Annotated in this window: 17 protein-coding genes; 12 read left to right on the top strand and 5 right to left on the bottom strand. The window is 63.6% G+C overall.

The features are described 5' to 3' along the window. Positions 1-13: 13 nt before the first annotated feature. Entirely contained in the window at positions 14-223 is a 210-nt protein-coding gene (locus tag ACSYG9_RS05415) for an HVA1 family protein (RefSeq protein ID WP_440126171.1), read from the bottom strand. Positions 224-509: 286 nt separating this feature from the next. On the opposite strand from ACSYG9_RS05415, the gene ACSYG9_RS05420 reads away from it, so the two are divergent. From ACSYG9_RS05420 to ACSYG9_RS05445, 6 genes are read left to right on the top strand one after another with little or no spacing between them, the layout of a single operon-like run. Next, entirely contained in the window at positions 510-1,784 is a 1,275-nt protein-coding gene (locus ACSYG9_RS05420) for a Rieske 2Fe-2S domain-containing protein (RefSeq protein ID WP_440126172.1), read from the top strand. 11 nt (positions 1,785-1,795) lie between these two features. Continuing rightward, positions 1,796-2,272, top strand: coding sequence for an aromatic-ring-hydroxylating dioxygenase subunit beta (locus ACSYG9_RS05425; RefSeq protein WP_440126173.1), 477 nt, complete (start codon positions 1,796-1,798; stop codon positions 2,270-2,272). A gap of 49 nt (positions 2,273-2,321) precedes the next feature. After that, positions 2,322-2,564, top strand: a complete 243-nt coding sequence (locus ACSYG9_RS05430; RefSeq protein WP_440126174.1) for a hypothetical protein — start codon at positions 2,322-2,324, stop codon at positions 2,562-2,564. Beyond that, positions 2,551-3,639 carry an alcohol dehydrogenase catalytic domain-containing protein gene (locus tag ACSYG9_RS05435; RefSeq protein ID WP_440126175.1) on the top strand — a complete coding sequence of 363 codons (1,089 nt, stop codon included), beginning with the start codon at positions 2,551-2,553 and terminating at the stop codon, positions 3,637-3,639. Before ACSYG9_RS05430 ends, ACSYG9_RS05435 begins: the two co-directional genes overlap by 14 nt. Before the next feature lie 12 nt (positions 3,640-3,651). Next, the gene (locus ACSYG9_RS05440) at positions 3,652-3,855 is read left to right on the top strand and encodes a ferredoxin (protein WP_440126176.1); all 204 of its coding nucleotides are present in this window, start codon (positions 3,652-3,654) and stop codon (positions 3,853-3,855) included. Beyond that, complete coding sequence (locus ACSYG9_RS05445) at positions 3,848-5,011, top strand: FAD-dependent oxidoreductase (RefSeq protein ID WP_440126177.1); 1,164 nt, start codon at positions 3,848-3,850, stop codon at positions 5,009-5,011. The genes ACSYG9_RS05440 and ACSYG9_RS05445 overlap by 8 nt, the downstream gene beginning before the upstream one ends. Before the next feature lie 13 nt (positions 5,012-5,024). Here ACSYG9_RS05445 and ACSYG9_RS05450 read toward each other — a convergent pair whose 3' ends face one another. Continuing rightward, the gene (locus ACSYG9_RS05450) at positions 5,025-6,029 is read right to left on the bottom strand and encodes a LysR family transcriptional regulator (RefSeq protein ID WP_440126178.1); all 1,005 of its coding nucleotides are present in this window, start codon (positions 6,027-6,029) and stop codon (positions 5,025-5,027) included. Positions 6,030-6,117: 88 nt separating this feature from the next. Between ACSYG9_RS05450 and ACSYG9_RS05455 the strand changes: the two genes are divergently transcribed. From ACSYG9_RS05455 to ACSYG9_RS05465, 3 genes are read left to right on the top strand one after another with little or no spacing between them, the layout of a single operon-like run. Continuing rightward, positions 6,118-7,482 (top strand): MFS transporter, encoded by a 1,365-nt coding sequence (locus tag ACSYG9_RS05455; RefSeq protein WP_454841496.1) that lies wholly within the window; start codon positions 6,118-6,120, stop codon positions 7,480-7,482. Between the two features lie 56 nt (positions 7,483-7,538). Further along, complete coding sequence (locus ACSYG9_RS05460; RefSeq protein WP_440126180.1) at positions 7,539-8,405, top strand: alpha/beta fold hydrolase; 867 nt, start codon at positions 7,539-7,541, stop codon at positions 8,403-8,405. A 10-nt stretch (positions 8,406-8,415) separates the two neighbouring features. Next, positions 8,416-9,360: a 3-carboxyethylcatechol 2,3-dioxygenase gene (locus tag ACSYG9_RS05465; protein ID WP_454841497.1), complete on the top strand. Its 945-nt coding sequence runs from the start codon at positions 8,416-8,418 to the stop codon at positions 9,358-9,360. Between the two features lie 93 nt (positions 9,361-9,453). Here the strand turns inward: ACSYG9_RS05465 and ACSYG9_RS05470 are convergent, their stop codons facing one another. The 3 genes from ACSYG9_RS05470 to ACSYG9_RS05480 form a co-directional block, all read right to left on the bottom strand. Continuing rightward, positions 9,454-9,600 carry a hypothetical protein gene (locus ACSYG9_RS05470; protein ID WP_440126182.1) on the bottom strand — a complete coding sequence of 49 codons (147 nt, stop codon included), beginning with the start codon at positions 9,598-9,600 and terminating at the stop codon, positions 9,454-9,456. A gap of 94 nt (positions 9,601-9,694) precedes the next feature. Next, entirely contained in the window at positions 9,695-10,552 is an 858-nt protein-coding gene (locus ACSYG9_RS05475; protein ID WP_454841498.1) for an alpha/beta fold hydrolase, read from the bottom strand. Positions 10,553-10,604: 52 nt separating this feature from the next. Beyond that, entirely contained in the window at positions 10,605-11,090 is a 486-nt protein-coding gene (locus ACSYG9_RS05480; protein ID WP_169687199.1) for a nuclear transport factor 2 family protein, read from the bottom strand. Between the two features lie 208 nt (positions 11,091-11,298). Between ACSYG9_RS05480 and ACSYG9_RS05485 the strand changes: the two genes are divergently transcribed. The 3 genes from ACSYG9_RS05485 (at position 11,299) to ACSYG9_RS05495 (ending at position 14,220) form a co-directional block, all read left to right on the top strand. Further along, complete coding sequence (locus tag ACSYG9_RS05485; protein WP_440126185.1) at positions 11,299-12,471, top strand: acyl-CoA dehydrogenase family protein; 1,173 nt, start codon at positions 11,299-11,301, stop codon at positions 12,469-12,471. Positions 12,472-12,500: 29 nt separating this feature from the next. After that, positions 12,501-13,409 carry a biphenyl-2,3-diol 1,2-dioxygenase gene (bphC, locus tag ACSYG9_RS05490; protein ID WP_454841500.1) on the top strand — a complete coding sequence of 303 codons (909 nt, stop codon included), beginning with the start codon at positions 12,501-12,503 and terminating at the stop codon, positions 13,407-13,409. A gap of 178 nt (positions 13,410-13,587) precedes the next feature. After that, positions 13,588-14,220, top strand: coding sequence for a helix-turn-helix domain-containing protein (locus ACSYG9_RS05495; protein ID WP_440126187.1), 633 nt, complete (start codon positions 13,588-13,590; stop codon positions 14,218-14,220). Positions 14,221-14,271 lie beyond the last annotated feature (51 nt).

The following is a 14,271-nucleotide window of genomic DNA, read 5'->3' on the forward strand; positions in this document are numbered from 1 at the left end:
AGCTCACGACGACCTACGTCTTCTTCAGCGCGTCCCCCTTGTGCATGGCGATATGACCGGTCTTGTCGCTCTCGATTTCGTACTGCGGGTCGTCCTTACTGCATCGGCGCATGTGGCCCTTGTACTCGACGTCTTCGGTGTGCTTCTCGGTGATCACACCCTCGACGTAACCGGCTTCGGAATTCCATCGGACGTGGTCGCCGACACGGAAGTCGTTCGTCATTGCCGCACCCTCCATACGTTGATGTCTACGGGGTCGCCACGAGACATATCCGCGAAACCAGCGGATAAACAAAAACAGACATTCTCCCCACAAACGCCGAGTCGGTGCGCGCACCACCTGGTCATACAACGAATCGTTGTCGGGTACGTCGCTGACGTGTTGGCGGCACATCGGAGGCCGTTGTTAGCTTTCTCACACGCAGCGAGGAAGCGCTTGCGGATGCAGATCTTCCATGTTCCCACGCACTTCCTGTCGAAATCAGAAACGGAAACCAGTGAGCGAGTACATGAGTAATACAGGGTTCTCCGCCAAGGAATTTGTCGACCTGGATCGAGGTCGCGTCCGCAAGACGGCCTACTACGATCCCGAGGTCTATACCGCCGAGACGAAGCGCATCTTCGAACGCACGTGGCTCTACATCGCCCATGCGTCCGAGATCCCCGAGCCCGGCGATTACAAGACGACGGAACTGGCGGGCAGGCCCGTCATCGTCGTGAGAGGCGCCGACGGCAGCATCCGGGTGCTGCAGAACCGGTGCCGACATCGCGCGGCCAGCGTCTGCCAGGCACCGAAGGGCAACGCACGGTTCTTCCGCTGCGAGTACCACGGGTGGACGTACAAGAACAGCGGTGAGCTGGTGGGCGTCACGTATGCAGACGCCTACAAGGATCTCGACAAGTCCCAGCTCGGCCTCCAGGAAGTCCCCCGTGTGGATACCTATCAAGACTTCGTGTTCGCGTCGTTGAACGCAGAGGTGGAACCTCTCGTCGAACACCTCGGCGAGGCAACGAAATACATCGATCTCTTCGTCGCGCAAGGAGCGGGGCGTCCGCTCGAAGCCGCGTACGGAACACAGAAGATCAGGTATGAGGGCAACTGGAAATACCAACTGGAGAACGGTTGCGACGGTTACCATCCGAACTTCGCGCACCGATCCTTCTTCCGCGTGATGGGCGAACGTACCGGTGAAGACGGTCTCGGTTCCTATATGGACGGCTCCGCTGCTGCGGAGGCGCTGAGCCTCGGACGCGGGCACACACTTCTGGATCAGCGGAAGACGGCGACTTCGCACTACGCGGAGCGCTACAAGGCCTCGCCCGATGTCGACACAATCCTCGAAGAGCTCCGTAAAGACCTGTCCGAGGCGCAGATCGGCGAACTGCTGGCGACGTCGACGAGCCCGGGGTTCAACCTCACGGTCTTTCCGAACCTGCAGTTGATCGGCCTGCACATCCGCGAGATCCGCCCTGTCTCCGCGAACGAAACCGTGGTGCATTACACGCCTCTCGCGGTGAGCGGTGTACCCGACGGCATCAACCAGCTCCGGATGCGAAACCACGAATTGTTCTATTCGGCTGCCGGTTTCGGTGTTCCCGACGACGGGGAGATGTTCCGCCGCGTATCGGTCGGCGTCGGCGCGGATGCCGATTGGGTGCTACTCACACGCGGCCTGCATCGCGAGGAGACCAACGGCGAGGTTGTGACGTCGCAGATCACCGATGAAGTACCTCAGCGAGCCGAATGGGCGCGCTGGGCGGAACTGATGGATGTCGAGGCGTGAGGGATACCGATATGTCGACCATCGAATTGATTCACCGCGAAAACCTCCTGCTCGACGAACGCAGATACGACGAGTGGCTCGAACTCTTCGCTCCCGAAGCTCGGTACTGGGCTCCCTACCGCTGGGACGCACCCGAACCGATGAACGAGATGAACCTGCTGTACGACGACTTCGCACGACTGAAGGAGCGGGTCTCCCGTCTGACCGGCGGAGACCTGCACTCACAGGATCCGGCGTCCCAGACCGTGCGGCTGCTGGGTCAGCTCTCGGCGCCCACATCGGATGGGTGGGCTCCCCCGATGCCATTCGACGAGGTCGTCACAGCGCCCTTCAAGCTGGCGGAATACCGGACGGAGCGGACCACCGAATACACCGGCCGCTACACCTACTGGGTCACCGGCACCGGTGACGACTCGCGCATCGCTGCGAAGAAGATCCAGCTCCTCGGCGCCGAGGGCCCCCTGGGCAACGTCACCTTCCTGCTGTGAACCGACACGGCGCGAACCGACACTGTGTAAGACCGGCACGGAGGCTCGGATGAACCAGCCACAGATCAACTTCGGAAACGAATTCGCCAGTATCCGAATCTCACTCGAGAACACGAGGTGCGGGGTCCGTCTCCTCGTCGAGGATCGGGAAACCGGTGGGCACGCCTACCTCGACCCCATCGAGCTCGCGAGCCTGTGTGTCTGGCCCGAGGAACGGCGGGCCGAACTGCTGCAGGTCGGAATCTACGAGTACAGCGACACGAAAGGACACGACGTCGATGTCCGCTCCTGACATCTCGGCACAGGTACTGACCGCACCGCGCCGTTTCGAACGCCGCACCTTCACCCGACCGGCCCTCGGTGAGGACGATGGCCTGTTGGAGGTCCTCGCGTGCGGATTGTGTGGAAGCGACGTCGCGAGCTATCTCGGGGAGAAGCACCATGACGGCCCGGTGATCCTCGGACACGAGGTCATCGGCCGGATCTCCGATATCGGTTCTGCCGCTGCCGGCCGGTGGGGCGTGAAGGCCGGGGACCGCGTCGCGATCGAGGAAGCGGTGCCGTGTATGTCGTGCACCGAGTGCCGAGGCGGCTACCAGCGTCTCTGCGTCCGGTCGGGTGTGCGGTACGGCTACACATCGATCGACACCGAACCGAGTGTGTGGGGAGGCTTCGGACAGTTCATGTATCTGCACCCGGGCACGCAACTGCACAAAGTGCCTGACGGAGTATCCGACGAACTGGCCACGTTGTACATCCCGCTGTCGAACGGCCTGGCCTGGATGCGCGAGAGCGGCGAACTCCGGGCAGGCGAGCGAGTAGCGATTTTCGGTGCCGGCCAGCACGGCATCGCCTCCGGCGCCGCTGCGCTGCACCTCGGTGCCGCAGACGTCGTCGTCGTCGGCACCGAACACGATCAGCACCGGCTGGATGTCGCTCGCGAGTTCGGTTGCCACGTGGTTGCCTCGACAGAGCCGGACGAGGTCGAACAGGCTGTGGGTGCCGCCCTCGGTGGTCGACCCGACGTCGTCCTGGACATGACCCCTCGCGCCGCGCTGCCTGTCGAGGCCAGTATCCGCCTCGCCGCTCCACGCGGTCGTGTGTTGTGGGGCGGTATGAAGCGTGGCGCGTCGCAACCCCTGATCGATACCGATCTCGTCGCGCAGAAAGAACTCATGATCCGCGGAGTCTGGGCACGCCCCAGCTGGGCGATCGCCGCAGCCTTCGACTGGCTCGCAGCCGACTCCGACCTCGGCAAGCTGTGCGAGCGCACCTACAGCATCGCGGACCTCGAGACCGCCTTTCGAGACGCAACCGGTGAGGGGCAGGACCCGGCGCCGCTTCACGCTGCCATCACAGTCAACTGAGATTGGACAATCATGGAAATCCATATCGACCGTGCCAAGTGCGCTGGTCATGCGATCTGCACAATCCTTGCCCCCGATGTTTTCGAGATGGACGATCACGGTAAAGCCATCGTCCTCCCGACGGTCTCGCAAGCATCCGACGCCGAGATCCGTGACGCCTCGGACGCTTGTCCTGCCCTCGCAATCAAGTTGAAAGCGACCGTCGACAATGGCTGAGAGCACCGTCATCGTTGGCGCGTCTCTGGCGGGTGTCCGGACCGCGTCCGATCTACGCAAGGAGGGCTACAACGGCTCGATCACGCTCATCGGTGACGAGTCCGAGAAGCCCTACGATCGTCCCCCGCTGTCCAAAGGTTTCCTCTCCGGGAAGGACTCGGCCGAGTCGATATCGCTGTGCTCGGACTCCGATCTCAGAGATCAAGAAATCGATCTCGTACTGGGCACGAGTGCCCTGAGTGTCGACACAGACCGCCGGATCGTCACGTTGGACTCCGGAGACTCACTGCACTACGACTCTCTTGTCGCGGCCACCGGCGCAGGATGCATCCGGCCGCCGTGGTACCGGCAGCTCGCCGGCGTCCACGAGCTCCGCACCCTCGCCGATGCCGAGGCTCTACGGAAAACATTGCTCGGCACAGGTTCTCTCGTAGTGATCGGTGGAGGATTCGTCGGGACCGAGGTGGCCGCGACCGCCCGCGCACTGGGCGTGTCCGTCACCATGGTGTTGCGCGAATCACATCTTCTTGCAACGGCACTGAGCAGTGAAGTCGGGTCTGCAGTGACGGCGCTGCACGAGCGCAACGGCGTCGACGTGCGGCCCTGCAGCGACGTCGAGGCCTTGGTCGGCGAGCACGCGGTCGCGGGGGTCCGACTCGCCGACGGCACAACCGTTTCCGCGGACGCGGTTCTTGTCGCCGTGGGTGTGCGGCCACACGTCGAATGGCTCAGGTCTACCGACATGTACGACCGGCGCGGTGTAGCAGTATCGCCACAGGGTCGGGCGGGCGCCCACCTATGGGCTGCAGGCGATGTCGTCCAGAATTCGAATGGCCACTGGGCCGCCGCGCTCGCACACGCCAAGGCTGTGGCCCGAGACATTGTCGGCAAGCCCGCCCTTCCGGTGGCGCTACCCGACTACTTCTGGTCCGACCAGTACACCCACAAACTGCAGGTCCTGGGACACACCGGCCCGGAGTCGACCCTGACGCCCGTTCACGGATCGCTGGCCGCTATGAACTTCGTCGGAGCATTCGGATCGGCAGACAAGATCTCCGGCGCACTGCTGATCGACCAGCCCAAGCATCTCGGGCGGATGCGTCAGTTGGTGTCGGCGGAAGCGTCCGTCGCCACTTGCCGCGACAAGACGATGTAACAGCCGTCCGCACTTATTCGCGGATCAGCGTGAACTCGGGTAGGCCGTCGAAATGCGATGCCACGTCGCCGGTGATATCCGGGGGGAGCCACTGCGGCACACCGGGTCGTATCGGCCGGTCCCACCGTTTCGCGGAGCGGACTTCCAGAGCCGTGGCATAGAACGCGAGTACTTCCGAGCGTGCCTCGTCGCGTCTGATGGAGATCGCCCATGGGTAGTACGGCTGGACGTCGACGAAGTATTGGAAGAAGAAGTGGTCGGCCTCGGCGTACTGCTCCATTCCTTCGAGCACCAGAACGGGGGGTACATCACCTTGAATCATCTGCTGTCCGATTGCCTCCAGCATCGTGATGTCGTGCGGGAGGAGTTCGAGTTCGGCTCCGAACGCCGGAGCAAGATGCATGCAGAACCTCTGCCAGCTCGAAAAGTGCCGTCCCACTGCCGTATACCCGATTCGATGTTCGCGCAATGTGGGAACCTCCATTTCACGGAGATGGAAGCACTTGACCGGGTCGAGTCGCAGCAGGCTCGTCCGGATCTTCGGTTCCACACGCGCAACCGAGTGCATCGCCACGTCGACCTCACCACGGATCAATGCGGCGATCTGCTCATCTCCGGTCAGATCGGTGAAGCTGACCTTGTCGTTCGGACGACGCTGACGATGCTCGCGCCAGATCTCCTGCATCATCTTGCGATTGCGGATTTCGGCCAGCCGGATAGGTCTGTCCATTCCGGTGGCCCGCTCGAACAGGGCGTCCGTTGCCGCGATCACCTGCTCGGCGTAGGACACGATGCTGTTGCCGGCCGGAGTCAGGCCGACGCCGGAACTCTGTCGCGAGAACAGCCGGGTCCCCAGTATGCGTTCGAGTGTCTTGATGTGACCGCTGACCGCCTGTTGTGTCAGCCCGAGCCGGGCGGCAGCGCGGGTGAAGCTGGATTCCTGCACTACCGCGACGAACGTACGCAGGAGCCGGGAGTCGATGTCTCTGCGGTCGTGTCCCGGTTCCACTGTGCTCATCCTCCACCTATATCGAACCGACCTCGACAAGTCCAAGACTCCCGATGCCTCCCGTTTGTTCCTCGTCCCGCCCCCAAGGATTGAAGAAATGACCATAGACGCACTTCACGCTACGTCCGTCGATCGAGATCGAGAACATCGGCGAGTCCTCGCCTCGAGTTTCCTCGGTTCTGCAATCGAATACTACGACTTCCTGCTGTACGGCACTGCCGCCAGCCTGGTCTTCGGGCCACTGTTCTTCAGCAATCAAGGTCCTGCGGTCGCTCTCGCAGCTTCCTTCGCCACCTTCGCCGTCGGGTACCTCGCCCGCCCCATCGGCGGAATCGTCTTCGGCCAACTCGGTGATCGCATCGGACGTAAAGCCACACTGGTCACCACGATGGTGATGATGGGTCTGGCATCGTGCCTGATCGGGCTACTACCGACGAGCGCACAGATCGGCGCTCTTGCGCCGATCCTGCTGGTGCTGTTGCGCATCGTCCAAGGACTGGCAGTGGGCGGCGAGTGGGGTGGTGCCGCGCTCATGGCGCTCGAACATTCACCGAAAAAGAAACGCGGGTTCTCCGCGTCCTTCGCCAACATGGGCGGCCCTGCAGGTGCGCTCCTGGCCACGCTGGTGTTCGCGGCCTTCAGCGCGCTTCCGCGTGACGAGTTCCTGAGCTGGGGCTGGCGCATTCCCTTCCTGCTCTCCGCAGCGCTGGTGATCGTGGGCCTGTTCATCCGCATGAGGGTTTCCGAATCGCCACTGTTCCTGGAGGCGCAGAAGCGCATGGACAAGCAGAAGGACACCAAACCGGAACTCGCCATCGTCACAGTTTTCCGAAAGTTCCGGAAGCCACTGATCCTTGCCTCGACTGCTGCTGTCGCCGCCTTGGCCTTCCAGACCTTCATGGCCACGTTCGCGATCTCGATGGCAACAGAGACGGGGCTGAGCGCCACTGCTGTGCTGCTCTGCAAGGCTGCGGCAGCTCTCGTCCACATCTTCACCATCGGATACTTTGCACATCTGTCCGACAAGCTCGGACGCAAGCGAGTGCTGATCGCCGGAAGCGTCCTGTCGATCGCCTTGTCCTACCCGCTGCTGATGCTGCTCGGCAGTGGCAGCGTTCCGTTGGTTCTCGCCGGTTTCCTCTTGGGTAATTCGCTTCTTCAGGCATCGATGTACGGACCGCTCGCGGCGTACATCTCCGAGATGTTCGGCACGTCTGCCCGCTACACAGGTGCCGGGCTCGCGTACCAGCTCGGTGCCACCGTCGGTGGATTCACGCCCTTCATCGCGGCCGCCTTGTGGGAACTGGGCCGGAACCACGTCGCCACATCCGGCTGGCAGCAGTACTCCATGGTCGGTGTCTATCTCATCGGCGCGTGCGTCGTCACCATTATTTCCGTGGCACTCGGAAGGGAGACGAAAGACACCGAGCTCGACGGTGATTCATCTGCGCGCTCCGTTTGAGCATCGTGCCCCCACTCGCTCGAACATGATCACTCCACACATTACGAGGTAAACCCTTGACCACCATCGAAATTCCCGCCTACACCACCGACGCGTTCTTCGGACTCGAGGACAAGTGGCTGCGCACCGCAGACGGCGAGCTCACCCATTACCACGAACTCGGTGAAGGTACACCCATCCTGTTCCTGCACGGGTCCGGAACAGGTGTCACCGCCGCCTCCAACTGGTGGTTGAACCTGCCGGCCCTCGCCGAGCACGGCCGTTGCATCGCGATCGACTCGATCGGCTACGGGCAGACCGTTGTCGCCGAGAACACCGACTACGGCATCAAGGAATGGGTGCGGCACACGGTTCGTGTGCTGGATGCTCTCGGCATCGAGAAGACCTGGATCGTGGGCAACTCGCTGGGCGGTTGGCTGGCGTTCCAGTTCGCACTCGACTTCCCCGACCGACTCCTGGGTATCGTCTCGATGGGAACCGGCGGCGCCGCACTCACCGGAGCCCTGGCAGGACACTCGAATCCGACGCTGACCGAAGCCGGGATCCGCCGGACCCTCGAACTCTTCGTGGTCGACAAGTCCCTCGTGACCGACGAACTCGTCGCTCTGCGCTACAAGTCCGCGCTCAACGACACCGCGTCCGACAGGCTCGCTGCAGTCGTTGCTGCCCGCGACCGCGATCGCCATGAGTTGCCTCTCGACTTCGACCGGCTCGCAGAACTGGACATCCCCGTACTGCTCGTCCACGGCGTCCAAGACGTCGTCATCCCACTGTCCCGCACATGGGATCTACTGAACGCGATCCCGACCTCGGATGCCCACGTCTTCAACCGGTGCGGCCACTGGTCGCAGGTGGAGAAGGCCGACGAGTTCAACACTGTGATCGGCGACTACCTGCGCCACCACACCCGAATCGGGGAGTGAGGCATCAACGATGACCCAGGCTCTCCTGTGCATGTCCCATAGCCCGCTGCTCGACCATGCCGATCCTCCTGCGGAGGTGAAAACGGTTGTGGACGAGGCCTTTGCACGAGCACGCGAGTTCGTCGAAGCATTCGATCCGGATCTCGTGGTGAATTTCGGTCCCGACCACTTCAACGGTTTCTTCTACGACCTGATGCCGCCGTTCTGTATCGGTTATCGAGCTCACGGGACCGGCGATTACGGCTCGTTCGCCGGAGACCTCGACGTACCCGAGGGCATCGCCGCAGACCTCGCGCAATTCGTTCTCGACCACGGAAGCGATGTTGCAATCTCTAGGCAGATGGAGGTCGATCACGGTGCCGTACAGCCGATGGAGATCCTCTACGGTGGCAATGCCGCTGCCCGTCCGGTCCTTCCGATCTTCGTGAATTCGATTGCCCGTCCGTTCGTCCCGATGTCGCGGGTACGCGCATTCGGACAGACGGTAGGTGAGTTCTTCAAAGCCACCGACAAGCGGGTTCTCTTCCTCGGCTCCGGCGGCCTCTCGCACGACCCCCCGGTCCCGCAGTTCGCCACTGCCACCGCGCCCCAGCGCGAGTTTCTCACCTCGGGGAGAAACCCTTCTTCCGAGGCCCGTGCGGCGCGCCAGGCACGGACGATCGAAGTCGCTCGCCGCTTCGCGGCGGGTGATGCCGACATCATGGACCTCAATCCCGAGTGGGACCGAGCGTTTCTCGATGTGTGCAGGTCCGGACGCGTCGAGGACTTCGACGGGTACACAGCCGACGAGATGGACGCGGTGGCCGGACACTCCTCTCACGAAGTCCGGACCTGGGTTGCCGCATACTCCGCGCTCAGCGCCTGCGGCGACTACGACGTGACCTATGAGTTCTACAGGCCCATCAAGGAATACATTGCCGGGTTCGCCGTGACCACGGCGCTCCAGGCAGGTTGATGCCTGATCGATTCATGACGGTCGAGATCGGGGCGAGCGCTCCGGCCACGGATCGGGTTCATCATCGGAACCCTCCGTGGCCGGACCAACCGCTCAGCGCGACCCGCGACGCTTCTGGCTCAACTTGGTGAGCAGTTCCTGAGCTTTGCGCTGATTCTCGGGCTTGGACGCCTCCCGCTTGATGACCTGGACGGCCTTGATTGCGACGCCACTCTTGATGACCTTGCTGAGCATTCCCATCGTGCACCTGTCCATCGTTGTTCGCGAAAGTTCGATACTTCCACGATACGAGGCTTCAGGCACCGCACCGCCTACGATGCGGGACACCGTCGACCTATCGGAGAGCGGGCTCTTCGACAGCCGAACGGAGCAAGGCCCTGAATCGGGAGGGGGCTTCCAGCCACGGAAAATGACCGGCGTCGGACAGAATCGAGACGTTGCATTCGAGGTGCTCGCCCCACCGGGTCAACGCGTCTGCAGGCCGGGGGTCGCCCGCACCGCCGATGATCACCGACCCCGCAGGCACCAGCTCTCGCAGTACGTCGACGTGTGAGTCGAGCGGGTCGGCCCTCTTCTCGACTCCCAGCTCGCGGTTCATCCGATAGTTGATCGGACGCCGGACGCGCGCGGCCTCCAGCGCCCACCGCCACGCGCGACGCCGGTCGGCGTGGTCGGTGAACCACGACAGCGCGAGGAACTCGATCTCCTCGGTCTCGGACCTGACCTCCATGGCGTCGAGGATTTCGAATCTGGATTGCTGATGGTACGTCCGTCGCGACGTTTCCGTCGCCCTGCACGGCTCACGCCAGTCACCTGTGAACGGTCCGGCCAGGTGCACGATCCGCGCGACGCGCTCGGGATGCGCGAGCGTGAAATAGCTGGCCAGGTCGGAACCGTACGAATGCCCCACCAGCACGACCTGCTCGTGACCCCATCCGTCGAGGAGACGCAACAGGTCGGCGATGTGTCGGGTGAGGGTGTGCGGGCCGTCCCAGCGCGATTTGCCCGTGCCACGCTGGTCGTAGCGGTGGACGACGGTGACGTCGTCGAGCATCTGCGCGACCGCCTGCAGATAATCGGGGATCCCCGGGCCACCGTGAAGCAGGACTACCGGCGGCGCGGATCTACGCAATCCGGTCGTCCAGGTGCAGAGCGTGGCATCGTCGTCCATCCCGACCATGCACATCGCCATGCCCTCAATCTAGAAGGTTCGTCGACGCTCCGCTGCCGGACCGAAGAAGAAGTCAGCGCGACGCGCGGGCCAGCAGCTCGCGAGCTTCCTCGCTGCCGTTGAGGACACGTGCGGTACGACGCTTGATCTTCCATTTTCCGTCGATGCGCGCGAGGTCGAAGCGGTTCGCGGTCACGCGCCACACCCGGTAGGAGTCGGAATCGAGGTTGCGGCGAAGCAGCAACGAGTGGCACGTTGCGGCGGCGGTGTCGCCGTCGACGCGGATGTGGACGGGGTCGAGGAGGTGGCCGCACCCTTCGTTGATGTAGTCCTGGTGGGGGCGCGTGCGCACCATCTCGGTGATCGCGTCGCGGCCTTCCATCACCCGGATGTCGATGTCGTAGACCGCGTCCTCTGCCCAGAGCTCGCCGACAGCGTCCGCGTCGCCGGCATCCACGGCGGGGCCGTATGCCGTCAGCACTTCCTGAATCGCTGCTTTGTCCTCGAGAAGCTGTACGCGCTCGAGCAACGAGGCCACCAGTTCTGCAGTGTCGGTCATGTCGCTCCGTCCTGGATGTGCGGGGTACATCGCGTGTCGCGATGCCAAGGGGCGGACCTTGTTCTACTCGTCGCCGATGAGCGGTGTGGTGTACATCCCGTTGAACGGAAATTCGGGGGCGGAGGCACACACTCCCTGGGACTGTTCGAGCAAGCACATCCGGCCAGATGCGTAAGCCATATTGTCGAGTTCCCCGGAAGGTTTCCTCATGGGCATCACGTTGGACAGAATCATGCAGCACGCGGACGAGATCCGCGCCGACGGCGCAGTGGGCGACACTCTGATGCGCCTGCCCGACACCTCCGCGAAGCGCCTGCGCGAATCCGGCGTCATCCGCATGTTCCAGCCGAAGGAGTTCGGCGGACAGGAAGCGCACCCGCGCGAATTCGCCGAGACGGTGATGGCCATCGGCGGCCTCGACGGCGCAACCGGCTGGGTCGCGGGCATCGTCGGCGTCCACCCGTGGGAACTGACGTTCTTCGACAAGCGAGCCCAGGAGGAGATCTGGGGCGAGGACCCCGACATGTGGATGGCTTCGCCGTACGCACCGATGGGTGTCGCGGTCCCGGTTGACGGCGGTTACGTGCTCAACGGCCGCTGGGCATTCTCGTCGGGGACGGATCACTGCGGCTGGATCATGATCGGCGCCGCTGTCGGCGACAAGGACGGCAACCGCACCGACAAGGTCCTGCACGTGCTGCTACCGCGCTCCGATTACGACATCGACCCCGACAGCTGGGATGTCATCGGCCTGCGGGGCACCGGTTCCAAGGATTTGATCGTCAAGGATGCGTTCATTCCCGAGTACCGCACGATCGATGCCGATATCGTCCTGAGCGGAAACGGCTGGCGTCACGCAGGCCGGGACGAAACCCTGTACAAGTTCCCTTTCTCGTACATCTTCCCGCTGGGTATCACGTCGTCGTTGATCGGCATGACCGAAGGCGCGCTGGCCTGCTACATCGCCGCACAGAAGGAACGTGTGCAGGTCACGGGCGTCCCGATCAAGGAAGACCCGTACGTGCTCTACGCGATCAGCGAGGCCGCGTCGGAGATCGAGGCCGCACGCATCACGCTGCTCGAGACGGTCGACCGGTTCTGGGACAAGACCGACCGCGGCGAAGAGATCAGCTTCGAAGAGCGTGCCATCGGCCGGCGCACCCAGATCTCTTCTGCCTGGCGTGCAGTGCGAGCGATGGACGAGATCTTTGCCCGCGCCGGGGGTGCGGCGGTGCATCGCAAGACACCGATGCAGCGCTTCTGGCGTGACGCGCACGTCGGTCTCACCCACGCGATCCACGTGCCCGGCACGATCTACCACTCTGCGGCGCTCACTCAGCTCGGTGGCGACCCGCAGGGCGCCTACCGTGCAATGATCTGATCCCCCTTTCACTTTCGAGGAAGAAGACTATGACCGAATTGAGAGGCCTCGGGTACCTCCGCATCCAGACTCAGGACGTCCCGCGCTGGCGCGAACTCCTCATCGACGGCCTCGGCATGGCGGTGGGCTCGGGCCCTGAGACCGATGCCCTCTACGCGCGGGTCGACGAGCGTCGCGCCCGCATCGCGGTGCTGCCCGGCGACTCGGACAAAGCCCTCGCCGTCGGCTGGGAGGTGCGCGACGAGTTCGCGCTGCAGCGGGTCCGTGAGGCCGTCGAGAAGTCGGGACGCGCGGTCGAGGTGTTGTCGCGGAAGGAGGCGACCTACCTCGATGCAGAAGGCGCCATCGCTTTCGACGACCCCGCGGGGACCCGCCTGGAGGTGTTCTACGGTCCGGTGCTCGACCACAGCCCGGTCGTCACGCCGTTCGCCGGACGCTGGGTGACGGGCGGTCTCGGTCTCGGCCACGTGGTGTTGCCTGCGACGAATTTCGATGAGACGTACGAGTTCTACACGCAGGTGCTGGGTTTCCTTCCTCGCGGCTCGATCCGGCTCGACGAGGAGGGCCTGAACCGAGTGCGGTTCCTCGGTATCAACGAGCGCCATCACGCTCTCGCACTCTGTCCGGCGCCGCCGACCGAAGAGCCGGGCCTGGTGCATCTGATGACCGAGGTCGACAGCCTCGATTCGGTGGGGCAAGCGCTCGATCGCGTCAATCGGATGGATTTCTCGATTTCGTCGACGCTGGGTCGTCACACCAACGACAAGATGATCTCGTTCTACGTTCGCGCACCGGGCGGGTGGGATCTCGAGTTCGGCACCGAGGGCATGCTTGTCGACGAACGGCACTACACGTCGGAGGAGATCACTGCCGATGCCTACTGGGGCCATGACCAGACGGGGTCGGAGCCGCTGAAGGCATTCATCCCGGCCGGCTGATGCCGGAATGCCTCACCTGGTAAACGGGTAGATGCACCCCGCCGAGGGTGCATCTACCCGTTTCGTTTGCTGCTCGTTGGTCCCCTCTTCCAATTCGCGTTCCTCGGCGCTAGATTCGTCACAGCCTCTCCATTGATCATCTGATCAATCCCCCCCGACAGCCCCGGAGGAGATCTTCGTGACCATCGCGTCCGAGAACCCCAACACCGTCATGGGACGGGTCACCGCCCTGCTCGAACCCTTTCGCGACACCGCAGGCCTCACTCTGACCGAGCTCGCCCGCCGCACAGGGTTCCCCCGGTCGTCGACGCATCGGATGCTGCTCCAATTGGTCCAGGTGGGCTTGGTCCACCGCAACGGAACGACGTACTCGCTCGGCCCCAAGCTGCTCGAGCTCGGAGCATCGGCGCGCGACCACGACCGCGTCCACCAGGCCGCGCTCCCGACCCTGTACTCCCTCCGACGCGACACGGGCCTCGTCGTCCATCTCGCCGTCCTCGAGGGCGAGAGCCTGCTCTATCTCGAGAAGATCGGCGGCCGCTGGTCCACCGACCTGCGCACCCGCGCGGGTGAGCGGCGGCTCGCGCGCGAGACGATCGAAGGTGCCGCCATGCTCGCGTTCCGCGAGAGCGCGGACCGAACTGTCACCTGCGGTGGCGATCGCATATGTTGCGCCGCAGCCGCATTCGATTCCGGCCGAGGCGAGATTGCCGCCCTATCGGTGGCAGGCCCACGCGAACACGCCCCGGCGGATCTGGTTCAGCGCGTCCGCGATGCCGCCGACACCGTGTCCGCCCGCGCAACACACTGAACTCTCGTATAGCGCCCTTCCTTCATCGAGAACGGACTGCTACAGTTCTGC

The sequence above is a fragment of the Rhodococcus sp. SJ-2 genome, assembly GCF_053750035.1.